Source organism: Achromobacter sp. RT286_PF, assembly GCF_059760425.1.
The window spans coordinates 1-14,309 of sequence record NZ_JCBAMR010000003.1; the positions used below are offsets into that span (position 1 = coordinate 1).

Annotated in this window: 14 protein-coding genes; 5 read left to right on the forward strand and 9 right to left on the reverse strand. The window is 63.8% G+C overall.

Annotated elements, in window-relative coordinates:
* From AC6LJY_RS03615 to AC6LJY_RS03650, 8 genes are all read right to left on the reverse strand, one after another.
* A partial coding sequence (locus tag AC6LJY_RS03615; protein WP_485801940.1) for an FmdB family zinc ribbon protein occupies positions 1-230 on the reverse strand: 230 nt, incomplete at its 3' end.
* A gap of 206 nt (positions 231-436) precedes the next feature.
* The gene (locus AC6LJY_RS03620) at positions 437-1,720 is read right to left on the reverse strand and encodes a putative Na+/H+ antiporter (protein WP_046802939.1); all 1,284 of its coding nucleotides are present in this window, start codon (positions 1,718-1,720) and stop codon (positions 437-439) included.
* A gap of 192 nt (positions 1,721-1,912) precedes the next feature.
* On the reverse strand, positions 1,913-2,809 hold the full coding sequence (locus AC6LJY_RS03625) for a DUF6999 family protein (protein ID WP_104142521.1): 897 nt from the start codon (positions 2,807-2,809) through the stop codon (positions 1,913-1,915).
* Positions 2,806-4,773: an iron-containing redox enzyme family protein gene (locus AC6LJY_RS03630; RefSeq protein ID WP_498135336.1), complete on the reverse strand. Its 1,968-nt coding sequence runs from the start codon at positions 4,771-4,773 to the stop codon at positions 2,806-2,808. The genes AC6LJY_RS03625 and AC6LJY_RS03630 overlap by 4 nt, the downstream gene beginning before the upstream one ends.
* Positions 4,774-4,805: 32 nt before the next feature.
* The gene (locus AC6LJY_RS03635) at positions 4,806-5,738 is read right to left on the reverse strand and encodes a fatty acid desaturase family protein (RefSeq protein ID WP_498135337.1); all 933 of its coding nucleotides are present in this window, start codon (positions 5,736-5,738) and stop codon (positions 4,806-4,808) included.
* A complete protein-coding gene (locus tag AC6LJY_RS03640) occupies positions 5,698-6,474 on the reverse strand; it encodes a sterol desaturase family protein (RefSeq protein ID WP_498135338.1) in 777 nt (258 codons plus the stop codon). The genes AC6LJY_RS03635 and AC6LJY_RS03640 overlap by 41 nt, the downstream gene beginning before the upstream one ends.
* A gap of 135 nt (positions 6,475-6,609) precedes the next feature.
* Positions 6,610-7,503, reverse strand: coding sequence for a 4-hydroxy-tetrahydrodipicolinate synthase (gene dapA / locus AC6LJY_RS03645; RefSeq protein WP_104142518.1), 894 nt, complete (start codon positions 7,501-7,503; stop codon positions 6,610-6,612).
* A gap of 320 nt (positions 7,504-7,823) precedes the next feature.
* A complete protein-coding gene (locus AC6LJY_RS03650) occupies positions 7,824-8,309 on the reverse strand; it encodes a GAF domain-containing protein (RefSeq protein WP_498135339.1) in 486 nt (161 codons plus the stop codon).
* A 158-nt stretch (positions 8,310-8,467) separates the two neighbouring features.
* Between AC6LJY_RS03650 and AC6LJY_RS03655 the strand changes: the two genes are divergently transcribed.
* The 5 genes from AC6LJY_RS03655 (at position 8,468) to AC6LJY_RS03675 (ending at position 13,411) form a co-directional block, all read left to right on the forward strand.
* Positions 8,468-9,670 carry an aminotransferase-like domain-containing protein gene (locus AC6LJY_RS03655; protein ID WP_046802933.1) on the forward strand — a complete coding sequence of 401 codons (1,203 nt, stop codon included), beginning with the start codon at positions 8,468-8,470 and terminating at the stop codon, positions 9,668-9,670.
* A gap of 133 nt (positions 9,671-9,803) precedes the next feature.
* A complete protein-coding gene (gene ubiA / locus AC6LJY_RS03660) occupies positions 9,804-10,730 on the forward strand; it encodes a 4-hydroxybenzoate octaprenyltransferase (protein WP_046803123.1) in 927 nt (308 codons plus the stop codon).
* Positions 10,731-10,936: 206 nt separating this feature from the next.
* Positions 10,937-11,338: a DUF1090 domain-containing protein gene (locus AC6LJY_RS03665; RefSeq protein WP_498135340.1), complete on the forward strand. Its 402-nt coding sequence runs from the start codon at positions 10,937-10,939 to the stop codon at positions 11,336-11,338.
* A 356-nt stretch (positions 11,339-11,694) separates the two neighbouring features.
* Positions 11,695-12,087, forward strand: a complete 393-nt coding sequence (locus AC6LJY_RS03670; RefSeq protein WP_082134336.1) for a DUF4148 domain-containing protein — start codon at positions 11,695-11,697, stop codon at positions 12,085-12,087.
* Between the two features lie 202 nt (positions 12,088-12,289).
* Positions 12,290-13,411 carry a saccharopine dehydrogenase family protein gene (locus tag AC6LJY_RS03675; RefSeq protein WP_314359181.1) on the forward strand — a complete coding sequence of 374 codons (1,122 nt, stop codon included), beginning with the start codon at positions 12,290-12,292 and terminating at the stop codon, positions 13,409-13,411.
* Between the two features lie 80 nt (positions 13,412-13,491).
* On the opposite strand, the gene glcC is transcribed toward AC6LJY_RS03675, so the two are convergent.
* Positions 13,492-14,256 carry a transcriptional regulator GlcC gene (glcC, locus tag AC6LJY_RS03680; protein ID WP_046802929.1) on the reverse strand — a complete coding sequence of 255 codons (765 nt, stop codon included), beginning with the start codon at positions 14,254-14,256 and terminating at the stop codon, positions 13,492-13,494.
* Positions 14,257-14,309 lie beyond the last annotated feature (53 nt).

Genomic DNA, 14,309 nt, shown 5'->3' on the forward strand with positions numbered 1-14,309 from the left:
CCTTCCGACGGCGCCGCGGCACCCGTGGCGGCTGCGCCACTTGAACCGTTGTTACGGAAGTCGGTCACGTACCAGCCGGACCCTTTCAGCTGGAATCCAGCCGCGGTCACCTGCTTGGAGAACGTGCTTTGGCCGCATTCGGGGCAAACCGAAAGGGGCGCATCGGAAATCTTCTGCAAGACGTCTTTGGCATGGCCGCAGGCGCTGCACTTATAAGCGTAGATGGGCATCAGGGGCTCCGAGGCACACGCCCGGAAATCAAAGCCGTCAAACGCCAGACACGAAGTGGTCAGGAGCGACGGGGGGGGCTAGGCCGGAAAAAAATTCGGGAAAGTCTTGAATTTTAGCGGTTTTTCGGAAACCGTCGGTGCCCGGTCACGCCTTGGGGGGGCAAGCGGCATCCCCAAGGGCGCGACCCTTGCGTCGCCGGGCTTTCCTAGAGCGGCAGCAGGAACATCAGGGCCGCGATCAAGGTGGGCCCCAAGGCGGACAGAAACAGCCGTCCCGACGAAATGCTGCCATCCGGAAAGTGGTTTTTCAGAATGGCGAAACCCGCCGGGTTCGGCGCATTGGCGATCACGGTCAGGCCGCCCCCGGTCACCGCGCCTGCCACCAGCATGTAGCGCCAGGCTTCGTTGGTGCCTTCAACCAGCGACCCCAGATACGTCAGCGCGGCGTTGTCGGTAATGGCGGTCAGTGCCGTTGCCCCCCAGAACAGCACGAACGGCTGCAAGCCGCCCAGCAGATCCTGCAACCACCACTTCTGCAAACCGCCCAGCACCACCAGCCCGGCCAGGAAGAACCCGACCATCAGGCCTTCCTTGATCAACAGGCGGTTCTGATGGCGCTTATAAGCTTCGGAAAAGCCAATGAACATCATCAACAGGCCCATGAAAATGGCCGGGTGATGCGCGGTGAGCACCACGGCTACCAAGAAGACCAGATGCACAGCGATGACCAGCATCGGCACCGGCGGTCGCGAATCCGAGCCTTGCGCGCCGTCGACACCGCCGCCCGTGCCCACCGAGCGGTCCATCAGCGCCTTGCGGCAGATAAACGTCAACAAGCCGGCGTTCAAGCACACGGCCACCGCCGCGCGCCAGCCGAAGTGCTGCGCCATGAAAGCGGAATCCCACCCGAAGGTGGACGCCACCATGAGCACCGGCGGCGCCGCGTAGGCGGTCAGCACGCCGCCGATCGACACGTTTACGAACAGCACGCCCAGAGTCAGGTACTTGAAGCCGGCGCGGCCGCTCGTGCGGAAATAGGCGTCACGCAGCAGGATCGCGGCCAGCGTCATCGCGGCGGGCTCGGTGATGAAAGAGCCGCCCAGCGGCACCAGCGCCATCACCACGAAGAAGGTGGCCAGTTCGCGCGGCAGGGGCAGCACGCGCGCCACGACGCGCACCATCAGGCCGACCATTTCCAGGATCGGCCGGCTGGCTGCCACCACCATGATCACGAAAACGAACAGCGGCTCGGTGAAGTTGCGCGTGTCCATGTAACTGATGGCGCTGGCCGGACCGGTCAGCGCGGCCATCGCGACGATCAGCGCGAACGCCCAGACGCCGAACACCGCTTCGACTTCGGCGAACAAATGCCAGATGCCGGCATGCGGGCCGCCGCGATGGGCCAGGCGCGCAAAAACGGGAACGGAAAAGGTATGAAGAACCGCCACCGCGAACAGGATGGTGGCAATGACTTCAATGGGCTGGGGCATAAGAGGGACTTCCGAAATAAGGAATCACGCAACGGAAAAACCTGCGATGCGGGGCGCAAACCACGCTCGACGCAACCGCGATCCGGCGCTGCTTACCGAACAAGGCAGGCAATATAACGCAGCCCTATTTCCGTGTAACGCAGGGTCTACACCAAGTGACTCCTCAAGACGCTCTGCTGCCCGCGCCCCCTTCTAGCTGATCGGCGCGGGCGGTTCCGCGCCCTGTTGCGCGGCCTTCATCTCCATCAGCAAGCTGTGCAGCATCTCGGTGGACAGGCCGTGCAACACCAGCCGGTAACCCGCCCGCAAGGTCGACATCGGCACCAGCGGGTGGCTGTTGTTGACCAGGATCAGGTGCTGCGGCGCGCCCAGCAATTTGGCCGCGTAGATGCCGATGGTTTCATCCAGCTGCAACGAGTTGGCCGCGCGCCAGAAGTCGTTGTCGGTCAGCATCAACTGGTACAGCGGGGTAAACAGTTCGATGGCGCTTTGCAGGTCCAGGAAGTTCAGCTTGCCTTGCGGCATGTCTTCCAGCTTCAGCGGCGGGTCCTCGATCATCGAGAAATCGACCGACTTGGGCGCATGCATTTCCACGCCGGCCTCGCGCAGTGCCTGGTTCAGGCGGATCACGAAGTTGAACAGGTTCAGGTCGTGCTTGACGAAGAGTTCGTCCTTCAGATCGTCAATGTCCAACGGCTTGAGCGGCGTAGTCGTGATCGGTACCGGCGAGTTCGCGCCGATGAACGCCAGCGCCTGCGCGCCCAGGTGAAAGTGCCGCAGGATCAGCCAGTTGGCCTCGGGCGATACGAAGCGCTTGAGCCCCCAGGCCAGGATGCGATGCAGCAGCCGGGAATGCGACCAGCGGCGCGGCAGGAACGTCTTGACCACCTGGATCACGATGATGAAGGCGCGTGCCAGCGGACGCAGGAACGGCAGCAGGTACTGACGCGAGGCGCAACTGGAATCGGTCAGCCAGGCTTTTTTCACCTTGTCCGGCAGCGGCGTGCTGCGGTCCAGGTACAAGGCCAGCCAAGGGCTGGGGTCGGCCGGATCATGCGCCTTGGCCAGGAATTCGGGTTCCTTGCTCATGCGGCATCGCCCTCCATGACATGGTGGAACTGCATCAGGTACAGCGCGGCGGTGCGGCGGGCGGTGTCCACGATGCGTTGTTCGGCGCGGCCGTCTTCGTCGCAATCCAGCGCCAGTTCCACGGCCGACAGCCAGCGCGCCAGATGATGCTCGTCGTTGTGGCCGTGATATTCAAGGAAGCGAAATGCGTCGGGCGGCAGCTTCAGGCTGGCCTTGAGCAAGGGTAGCAGCGCAGGCACGATGCGCTGGCCCGTGCCTTCGATGATGTAGATGGCGCCCAGCAGCCCGATCGGGTCACGCGTGGCGGCCAGGCCGTGCAGATAGGCGTTCAGCGCTTCGCCGCCGGGGTTGCGGCGCAAGGCGTCGATGTTGTCCACCGTGCCGCCCGCCGTGCGGTAGTCCTGGAACAGGATCTGGAAATCGTTCTGCTCTTCGCCGGCGTGCATGTCGATCAGCGCGGCCAGCGGCGCGTATTGCTCGGTCAGCGAGGCCGCGCCCTCGCGCATCCACTTGCTGCCTTCGCGCACCTGGGGGATCCAGTTTTCCATCCAGTTCAGATAATCGCTCGTCTGGAATTCGCGGCGGCGCAAGCGGCGCACCACCGGCGTGCGCCACACGCGCGAACGGTAGTCGTGCCAGATGGCGGCCAGCTCGGTCAGCAACTGGCCCAAGCCTTGCGGGGCCATGTCGGGGTCATGTGGCGGCGCGATGGCGTCGGCGTCATCGCTTTGCGTGTCGATGCGGGCGGTGGATTTGGCGGCCGGGTTTGCGGCCAGATTCACAGGATGATCGGCCGTGGACGGCGAGGCCCCGGCCACGGCCGGCGCCTGCACCGCTTCCGCTTCCAGCAACATGTAGGCCGCCATGAAACGCCCCGACTCGGGGATATAGCAAAAAATCTGTTCGCCCGGTTTGATCTCACGCGTTTCCAGGAACTCGGCCAGCATGATCAAAATCGACGCCGCGCCCGTATTGCCGCGCCACGCCAGGTTGCTGAACCAGCGTTCACGCGGAATCACCAGGCCGGCCTTTTCCATCAGGTCTTCGACCACGGGGATGAATTTTTCCGACGAGTAATGGCACAGGAAATGGTCGACCTGATCCGGGTCCACCCAACCATCGCGCACCAGCTTGGCGTATTCATGGATGCCGATGTCGAACAGATGCGGCAACAGCCGGATGTCCTGGCGCAGCGACAAGGCGCCGTCGGCTTCGGCCTCGTTCCAGGACGGATAGTCCAGATGGCCCTTTGCGCGGTCGGCGGACAGGCCCAGTTGCATGCACACCGGGTAATCGCCCGAGAACGACCGCTGATGCACCCACTTCAGTTTCAGCCTGACGCCCTTGGACGCCCCGGCCAGCGCGCGGCCGCTGTTGCCCAGCAGCAAGGCGCCCGCGCCGTCGGACAGCATCCAGCGCAGGAAATGCGCATCGAAATCGGCGTCGTACCCGCGCGCCGCAAAGCGCGATCGCTTGAACAGACGCGACGGCAATTCGCTGGCCACGGCCAGCGCACTGGCGTGCCCGCCCATCTCGACGCCTTGCGCCGCCGCCTGGATCGCCGATACCCCCGCCGCGCAGATGCCGTGCACCGACAGCGTTTCCATCGGCTGAGCAGCAAGCTCGCCCTGGATCATGTTGGCGAAACCCGGCATCAGGGCGTCGCCGCCCGACGACCCGCTGGTCAGCATGGACACGGCCGACAGGTCGCTGTCGGCGCGCCGCAGGCAATCGCGAATGGCGTTGGCCGCCAGCTGCGCATTCGTATAGACCGTCTGGCCTTCCGCGTCGATGGCGTAGTAACGGTGCTTGATGCCGTTCTCGGCAAGGATGCGGCCTTTGATGCGGCTGGACATGCGGTTCAGCGGCGCGATGTAGTTGTCCATCGCCTCGTTGGACACGGGTTCGCCCGGCATGAAATAGCCGGCGCCTTCCAGGTAGACACGATTAAACGCGATAGGCATGTGACGGGCCTCGAGTGGTAATGGGTAAGGCGCTAGCGAACATGCTCGGGCGCCATGTAGGAACGGCTGCGCAGGCGCGGTACGAAGGCGCCCAGCACGAAGACACGGAACATATACGGCACCAGCCCCGCTTCATTGAGCGCCGGGTCGACGCGCGCGCGATAGTGTTCGCGATGCAGCCGGGTCAGTTCGGACCAATGCGCGCGCGGGTGCTCGTGATGCGCGGTGTGCAGGCCGATGTTGAACAGCAACGGGTTGACCAGCCCTTCAAAATTGCGTGCGTAGTTCAGGCCGGCAACATGGCGCGGCCCGCCGTCGGCATGGGCGTGCTGCAAGTAGTTGGTGGCCAGCAACCAATGCAGGCCATGCAGTTGCGGCACGATCACGAACACCAGCGCCTTGACGGGGTTCACGGCCAGCAACCCACCCCACAGCCCCAGCCACGCCCCGTATTGCGCCATGCTGTAGCGCCAGGCGCCCGGCCAGTGGCGGCGCAGCCGGCCCAGCCACGCGAAGAACATCGGGTACAGCACCCAGCCCGCCTGAAACGGGTGCAGCACGTAGCCCCACAGGTGGTTGGTGTCGCCACCAAAACGATAGGTGCGCGCGACGTCGCGCGCACCATGCTTGTAGCGATGATGATTCGCCACATGGGCCGGGTAAAAGACGAAGGTCGGGTGCCCTTGCAGCAGCGTGATCCAGAAATCGGTTGCGCGGTTGGTCCAGCGGCCGCGCCACATGCGGATGTGCGTGTGGTTGTGATGGATGACACCGATGCCCAGCGTCAAGAACAGCATCAGCGCGTAAAGCGGCCACCAGAATCCGTACACCCATTGCCAGCCCGCCAGCGCGGGCAGCGTGGCCAGGTAGGCCAGGCTTTGCCAGTCGCGCCGGTTGCGCAAGGACGGCAGGCGCCGCCGGGTGTCAGGCTTTGCCGCCAACAGCGTCTCTGCGCTGGAATGCATCCAGCTGGTTTGCCGCGGCCTCGGCCTTCAGGCGCGTCCGAAACAGGCGGTCCATAAACGTAAACTGAAAGCCGTAATTGCCGTTGTAGCAGGCGTGATGCAGATGGTGGCGCCGGCTGGCGGCGAACCAATGCGCGTAGGACACCTTGGGGAAAAAGTCGTAGTTGGCGTGGCCGATGCAATTGAAGAACAGGCTGAACAGCGGCACCGACGCCAGTGCCCAAAAGCTGAAATCATGCAGCACCATCGGCAGCATGATGACGTTGCCCAGCATCAGCGCTTCGATAGGGTGAAAGCTGTAGGTCGAGAACGGCGTTGTAACCACGGAGCGGTGATGCGGCAGGTGGAAACGACGCAGCAGCTTGGTGTGCAGCAAGCGGTGGTTGACCCAGAAATGGACATCGTTCCAGGCCACCAGCACCAGGATTTCGACCACGACTTTTTGCCAGTTGGGGTTCGGGTCCAGATGCGCCCAGCCCAGTTGCAGCAGGCCCCACGGGAAAATCATGCCGGTGCCAAACAGCAGGATGGACAGGCCGGATTGCGCGAGTTCCCGGCGTAGCTGGCCGGGCCCCAAGGGGCGCGGATCCAGTGGCTTGCCGATGCCCAGTGCGGGCAACACGTGCTGGGTCAGCAGCCAGGTAGCCGCGCCGAAGACCAGATAGATGCCGCCGAAAAACAGCAGCCCCGCCAGCATCACCTGCCAGGCGGACAAGGCTTCAAAAGCTTGGGCCATGAACGTTTTGTTTCACCCCGAAGAATGGCCGCATCATAAGCAATCCGTCAGCATCCCGGTAGGGCATTTATTACCAAATGAATCCGGGCAACACAAAGCTGATGGACTGCAACGTGATCGCGGCCTAACTTCCGTCTACTGGCAAGGAAACTGGCGGTTCAGGCCGGCAACGGCCGCATCCAGACGCACCGCCAACGCCGCGCTAGCGGCCGGCATCGGCTGCCGCAATTCGTCGATCAACAAGCCTTGACGACTCAGTTGCGCCTTCAGCGGCCCAGGGTTGGGTTCTTCGAAGGCCAGGCGGATCACCGGCGTCAAGGCGTGGAACAACCGCCGTGCGACGTCCAACTGCTGTGCGCGCACCGCTTGGTACATGGCGACGAACAGATCGGGCCGCACATGCGCGGCGGCCGCGATCATGCCCGCCCCGCCCAGGCACAGCACCGATAAGGTTTGCAGGTCTTCGCCCGCCAGCACATTCATCTGGCCGTCGGTTATCAAGGCCAGCGTCTTGTCCAGCGACCCGCCGCAATCCTTGATGGCCGCCACGTTCGGATGCGCGGCCAGCGACAGCAACGTCGATGTCTCAAGCGTTGTGCCCGTGCGGTAGGGAATGTCGTACAGCACCAGGGGAAAGCGCGAAGCATCGGCCAGGCGGCGAAAATAGGCGGCGGCCCCGTCCTGGCCCGCTCGCACGTAATACGGCGCCGGGGCCAGGATGCCGGCCAGCGGCCGCGTGCCAAAGGCGGACAGGCGTTGCAGCACGTGCCCTTGGTGGTTGCCCGCCAGCCCCATGATGACGGGCAGCCGGCCGGCTTCGGTCAGCACGGCGTCCAGCACCGCCAGTTGCTCGGCGTCGTCCAATGAGGCGGCCTCGCCGGTGCTGCCACACACAACCAGCCCGTCGACGCCCGCCGCCGCGTAGTGGCGCACCAGGCGACGCAAGGCGCCCCCGTCGACAGCACCGCCCGAAAACGGCGTGACCAGCGGCACCCAGACGCCTTGGAACACAGATTGTTGAATGGACATGAGAACACTCCTTCGATGTAAGCGGACCGCGGTTGGACCGTACAGAAGTGCTCGGGATATCAGGGGTGCGCAAGAGGCGCCAAAGCGCCGCCAGAAGGCCGCTGTTCCGTCGCCCATCTGACGGAACAGCATGCTCCGGTCAGATGAGCGGCTGTTTTTTGGATTTCAGGCCGACGGCAGCCAGCACCGCGCCCAGGGCGCGGATGCAGGAAGCGGATTGGATGGCCTGATGAATCATGAATGAATAAAACAATAAGACGCGCGTCGGCGGCTGATGCGGAAATCTACCGGGCGGCCGTTGGCGTGTCAACGGCGGGCGCTTAGCCCATGCTGGCCAGGAACACGGCGCACAGCGCCTGCATGCCTTGGCGGTCGTCTTCGTCGAAGCGGTCGGGCACGGGGCTGTCCACATCCCACACGCCGATCAATTCGCCTTGATGCACCAGCGGCACCACGATTTCGGAACGCGACGCGGCATCGCAGGCGATGTGGCCGGGAAATGCGTGCACGTCCGGCACCAGCTGCGTCTGACGCTGGCTGGCGGCCGCGCCGCACACGCCGCGATTCAGCGGAATGCGCACGCAGGCCGGCTTGCCCTGGAACGGGCCAAGAACCAGTTCGGTGCCGTCAAAAAAATAAAAGCCCGCCCAGTTCAGATCGGGCAAGGCTTGGTACGCCAGCGCGCTGAGGTTGGCGGCATTGGCGATGCGGTCGGGCTCGCCCTCCAGCAGCGCGCGGGCCTGCGCGACCAATTCGGCGTACAGGGCGGACTTGGACTCGGCGACGATCGGGGCGGCTTCGAACATGGCGATAAATGTAACTGTACAGGCGGTTTTCGATGCAGGTGATTTTAGGGGTTCCGCGCGTTAAAGGGGCCGGGCTGCTACCGTATGGGACAATACTTTTTTGTCGCAGTCCCCTACACAAGCCTCTCCCTTTACCCTTCTTCTTCAAGAAGCAATCCATGGACAAGCCTCTCGAACCTGCGTTTTCCTTTTCGGAACGCGCCCAGCAACTTACCAGCTCCGCCATCCGCGAGATCCTCAAGGTCACCGAGCGCCCCGAAGTCATTTCGTTCGCTGGCGGCTTGCCGGCGCCCGGCGGCTTCCCGGTAGAAGTGGTACGTGCTGCGTTCGACAAGGTACTGTCCACCAACGGCCGCGCGGCCCTGCAATACGGCCCCACCGAAGGTTATGCCCCGCTGCGCCAATGGGTTGCCGACGACCTGAACCGCGCGGGCGCCAACGTTGCCGCCGACCAGATCCTGATCGTCTCCGGTTCGCAGCAAGCGCTGGACCTGCTGGGCAAGGTACTGATCGACAAGGACAGCAAGGTCTTGGTCGAAGACCCCAGCTACCTGGGCGCGCTGCAATCGTTCAGCCTGTACCAGCCGAAGTTCGTGCCGGTGCCCACCGACGAAGGCGGCCTGATCCCCGAATCCATCACGCCCGAACTGGCCGACGGCGCGCGCTTCCTGTATGCGCTGCCCAACTTCCAGAACCCCACGGGCCGCACGCTGAACCTGGAACGCCGCATCGCGCTGGTCAAGCGCGCCGCCGAACTGAACCTGACCATCATTGAAGACGACCCCTACGGCGAACTGCGCTACGCAGGCGAGCCGCAGCCAGGCCTGGTGGCGCTGGCCGCCGAATACGGCGCCAACGTCGTGCGCCTGGGTACGTTCTCGAAGGTACTGGCCCCGGGCCTGCGCCTGGGCTATATCGCCGGCGCCCGTCCGCTGATCAACAAGCTGGTGCAGGCCAAGCAAGCGACCGACCTGCACACGCCCACGCTGACGCAGATGGCCGTGTACGAAATCGTCAAGGACGGCTTCCTGGAAGAGCACCTGCCCAACGTGCGCGAAATCTACCGCGCCCAGGGCAGCTGCATGCTGGAGGCCATCAAGCGCGAATTCCCGTCCACCGTGACGTGGACCAAGCCGGAAGGCGGCATGTTCATCTGGCTGACGCTGCCCGAGCACATGGACAGTACCAAGCTGCTGGAAAAGGCCATCGCGCAAAACGTGGCCTTTGTGCCCGGCGCGCCGTTCTACAGCGGCGTGGGCAAGCAGAACACGCTGCGCCTGAGCTTTGCCACCGTGCCGGAAGACAAGATCCGCACCGGCATCGCCATCCTGGGCAAGCTGCTCAAGGAATACACGGCATAAGCAAACCGTAGCTTTCTGGGCAATGCGGCCTGAAAGCCGCACCCTGAACGGCGATTGACCTTCCACGGCCGGGCGCAACGCCCGGCCGTTGTTTTATGCTGTCGGCTTTCCCGACCAAATTCTGACCGTGACAGTGAGCGCCTCGCAACAACCTCCCGTCGACCTCAGCGACATCGTTTTCACCGACTGGGTCGAACGCTGGCTTCCGAAATCCTGGCGACCCTACGCCCGCCTGTGCCGACTGGATCGGCCCATCGGCACGTGGCTGACGCTGCTGCCGGCCGTGGCCGCGCTGGTGCAGTCGGCCGGTGGTCTGCCCGACCTGCAACGGCTGATCGTCTTTTCGCTGGGCGCGCTGCTGATGCGCGGCATCGGCTGCACCGTCAACGACATGTGCGACCGCAACTTCGACAAGCACGTCGAACGCACGCGCTTCCGGCCACTGACCAGCGGCCAGCTGTCGATGAAGAACGCAGTGTGGTTCCTGCTCGGGCAGCTGCTTGTATGCGGATCGCTGCTGTTTTTCCTGAACGAAATGAGCCGCTGGCTGGCCCTGGCCGTGCTGCCCTTCGTGTTCATCTATCCGCTGTGCAAGCGTGTCACGTATTGGCCGCAAGTGGTGCTGGGCATCTGCTTTAACTGGGGCATGCTGATGGCCTGGTCCGACACGCAAAACGTCGTGCCGCTGGCCGCCATCGCCATGTGGTTGGGCGCGGTGCTTTGGCAGGTGGGCTACGACAGCATCTATGCGTACGTCGACGTGCGCGACGACCGCAGCCTGGGGCTGCATTCCACGGCCATGCGCTTTGGCGACCAAGGCAAATTGTGGATCGGCGGTTTCTACGCCGCCACCGTCCTGCTGTGGGCCTGGGGTGGTTACGCCATGGGTTTGTCGTGGGCGTATCAGGTTGGCATGGCCGCCGTCGCGGTGCATCTGGCATGGCAGCTGAAGGTGTTCGACATCCAGCGCCCCGACCGCAACTTCATGCTGTTTCGCGCCAACCTGTGGCTGGGCGCGCTGCTGGTGGCAGCGGCGTTGGCAGGCACGCTGATCCGGTGATCCGTTGGTCCGCTGATCCGTTGGTCCGCGGGATCCGTTGGTCTGCTGATCCCTTGGCCCGCCAAGGACGACGCCCCAGGGCGGACCGCAGCGCACCGCCGGCGCCGGCCCGGCCTGGCCCGGCCGCCAACCACGGGCCGCCGCATTGCCGCCTACGCCAGATCAGGCCATCATGGTGTTTCCGCAACGCCTTACGGAGACACCGCATGCCCTCTTTCGTTAAATCCCTGGCCGCCGCCGCTGCGTGCGCCGTGTTCGGCACCCTGCCCGCTCAGGCCGCCACCGATTGCTCGGCCCAACGAGGCTGCGCCGCCAAGTTCTGCGAAATCGAAAACGACATTGCCGCTGCGCAAGCACAGAACAACACGCGCCGCGAAGCCGGCTTGAAAAAGGCCTTGGCCGAAGCCCGGGCAAATTGCACCGACAGCCGCCTGCAATCCCAACGCGAAGCAAACGTGCGTGAGAAGCAATCCAAAGTGTCCGAGCGCGAACAAGAGCTGAAGGAAGCCCGCGCCAAGGGCAAGCAGGACAAGATCGATAAGGCGCAGCGCAAGCTGGAAGAAGCCCAATCCGAGTACAACGCGGCGCTGGTGGAACTGAATCGCTAAGCGGCGTCAGGCACTCACAGCCACCGCCGCCACGTAAAGCCCCGGTCCAAAGCCGGGGCTTTGCTTTTTGGCGACCCCGGCCACTTTGCCGGGCGGACGCGGATGCGAATGGTCATCGGGGGTCGCCACCGACCACAACCTATCGTGTCATCAGATGGAAATATCGCCATCTATGGTGCCATCTGGTTAAATCCTCATCGATTAGTACATTTTTTGGAAAGATGTTTTCAGGTAATAAGGGTTTATCCCGAGGTTGTTTGAGCACAGAATGCATCTCATCGGGACACAGCAAGCGAACCCCAGGCAATGACGCCAGCGGTTCGAATCCCAAGCTCACAAGACACCGGAGGTCTGCTATGAAAACCCTTGCTACCGCATTGATGCTGTCCATGTCCGTTCTGGCCGCTGGCGCGCAAGCCGCCGAAGCCGACCAAGCCCCCACCCGCGCTCAAGTGCAAGCTGAACTGCAACAAGCCAAGGTCTCGGGTCAATACACGTTTGGCGAAGAAGGCTACCCCGCCCCCATCGCCCAGAAGTCCAGCCTGACCTCGCAACAAGTTCAAGCTGAACTGGCCCAAGCCAAGAACGCCGGCGAAGTCACCTTCGGCAACCTGGACTACCCGCCCGTCGCCGCCGCTGAACACACCACGTCGCTGAGCCGCGCCCAAGTTGAATCGCAACTGGCTCAAGCCAAGGCAGAAGGCCTGGTGACCTTCGGCAACATGGACTACCCCCCCATGGGCAGCTGATCCACTGGCCTGAAAAGGCCGTGACAGCCCCATCGAAAGCCCCTCGGCAAACGCCGGGGGGCTTTGTTTTTGACGATTCGACTACTTATTAAGTCGTTTTGTCGATAACTTAAGCCGTTACGACACTTTCGGTTCTACAAATCGACAGCGCTCCCGCATAGGATGAGGCCACCCCATCCCCCCAATCCGCAGGAGCCGCACCATGTCTACGTCAGCCACCCGCCCCATCGTTTTGCTGGGCGCCGGAAAAATCGGTTTTGCCATCGCCTTGATGCTCGAACGAAGCGGCGATTACTCGGTGCTGGTTGCCGACCAGGATCCAGCCCGGCTGGGCGTGCTGGCCGAATTGGGCTGCCAAACGCGCCAGATCAGCGACGACGACTCGGTGGCGCGTTGCATCGAAGGCGCTTACGCCGTCGTCAACGCCCTGCCGTTCCACCGCGCCACCGCCGTAGCAGGCCTTTGCGCGCGCGCGGGCGTCCATTACTTTGACCTGACCGAAGACGTCGCCAGCACCCACGCCATTCAGGCGCTGGCGGGCGATGTGCAAAGCGTGTTGATGCCGCAATGTGGCCTGGCGCCCGGCTTCATCGGCATCGTCGGCAACGCGTTGGCCCGCCGCTTCGACACCTTGCTGGACTTGCGCATGCGCGTGGGCGCCCTGCCGCGCTACCCCTCCAACAGCCTGCGCTACAACCTGACTTGGAGCACCGAAGGCCTGATCAACGAATACTGCAACCCTTGCGAGGCCATCGTCGACGGCAAGCTGACCAGCGTGCCCGCGCTGGAAGGCTACGAGACCTTTGCGTTGGACGGGGTTGAATACGAAGCCTTCAACACGTCGGGCGGGCTGGGCACGCTGCCCGCAACGTTGTTGGGGCGCGCCCGCAACGTCGACTACAAGTCCGTGCGCTACCCCGGCCACTGCAACATCATGAAGTTGCTGCTGAACGACCTGCGCCTGCGAGATCGCCGCGATCTGCTCAAGGATATTTTCGAGTCAGCCATTCCCACCACCGAGCAGGACGTCATCGTGATCCAGGCGTCGGCATCCGGCCATCGCCACGGCCGGCTGGAAGAAGAGTCCTATCCCATCCGCGTGTTCGGCGCCGATGTGGACGGCCACCGCCTGAGTGCGATCCAGCTGTCCACCGCCGCCGGCATTTGCGCCGCGCTGGACCTCGTGGCGCAAGGCGTCTTGCCGCAAAAGGGCTTTGTGGGCCAGGAAGCCATCGACCTGGACGCCTTGCTGAACAACCGCTTTGGCCGCGTCTACGCCGGCAAGCCGCTGGCGCTGGCCGGCTGCGCAACGGCCGACCGCTAACACGCCATGCCAGTCGGGCCGACAACGCCCGCGCCCCAGCCCACGCCCCGGCCCCAGCCCCAGCCCCAGCCCGTTAGGCGCTACGTCCAGCCTTCCAGACGCAGCGTCGCGCGCACCAGGCGCTGTTCTTCCTGTTCGATATCCGACAAGCTCTGCCGCACGCTGTCCACATGGTCGGCTGCGGCTTTACGCGCCTGTTCGGGCTGGCGCCCCGTCACCGCGTTGTACAGCCGGGTGTGCTGACGGTCGATCTGCCGCTTTTCCGGTTCGCGGTGATACAGGTTATTGACGCATGCAAAAACCGACCCCAGCAGCAGGTCGGTCAGCGATTGCAGCGTATGCACCAGCACCGGGTTGTGCGACGCCTCGCAGATCGCCAGGTGAAACGCGTGGTCCAGATGGGCGTGCGTGGCTGTGTCGGTGGCCGTGCCCTGCGCGGCAACCATGTCGTCATAACGCCGGCGGATCATGATGAAGTCGGCTTCGGTGCCCCGGATGGCAGCCAGCCGGGCGGATTCCGCTTCAAGCAATGAGCGCACTTCCAGCAGGTCGTACAGCGTGCGCGGCTGCGAATTGAACAGGTGCATCAGCGGCCCGGCATCCACCTTCGAGATGTGCGCCACGAAGGACCCCTTGCCTTGCGCGGTGTGAATGATTTCACGCGCGCGCAGCAGCTTCAGGCCTTCGCGCAGCGCGGTGCGCGACACGCCCAGCTTTTCGGTCAGCCGCCGTTCGGACGGCAAGGCCTGCCCCGCCTTGAGCACGCCATCCAGGATCAGGCGCTCGATTCGCTCGGCGACTTCATCCGCCACCTGGCGAGGCTTTTCTTCTGTTTCCGCGTACATGCAATCTCCGCACCAGTGGTATGACCAAACCGGCCATGGGGTTTCGGCTGTCC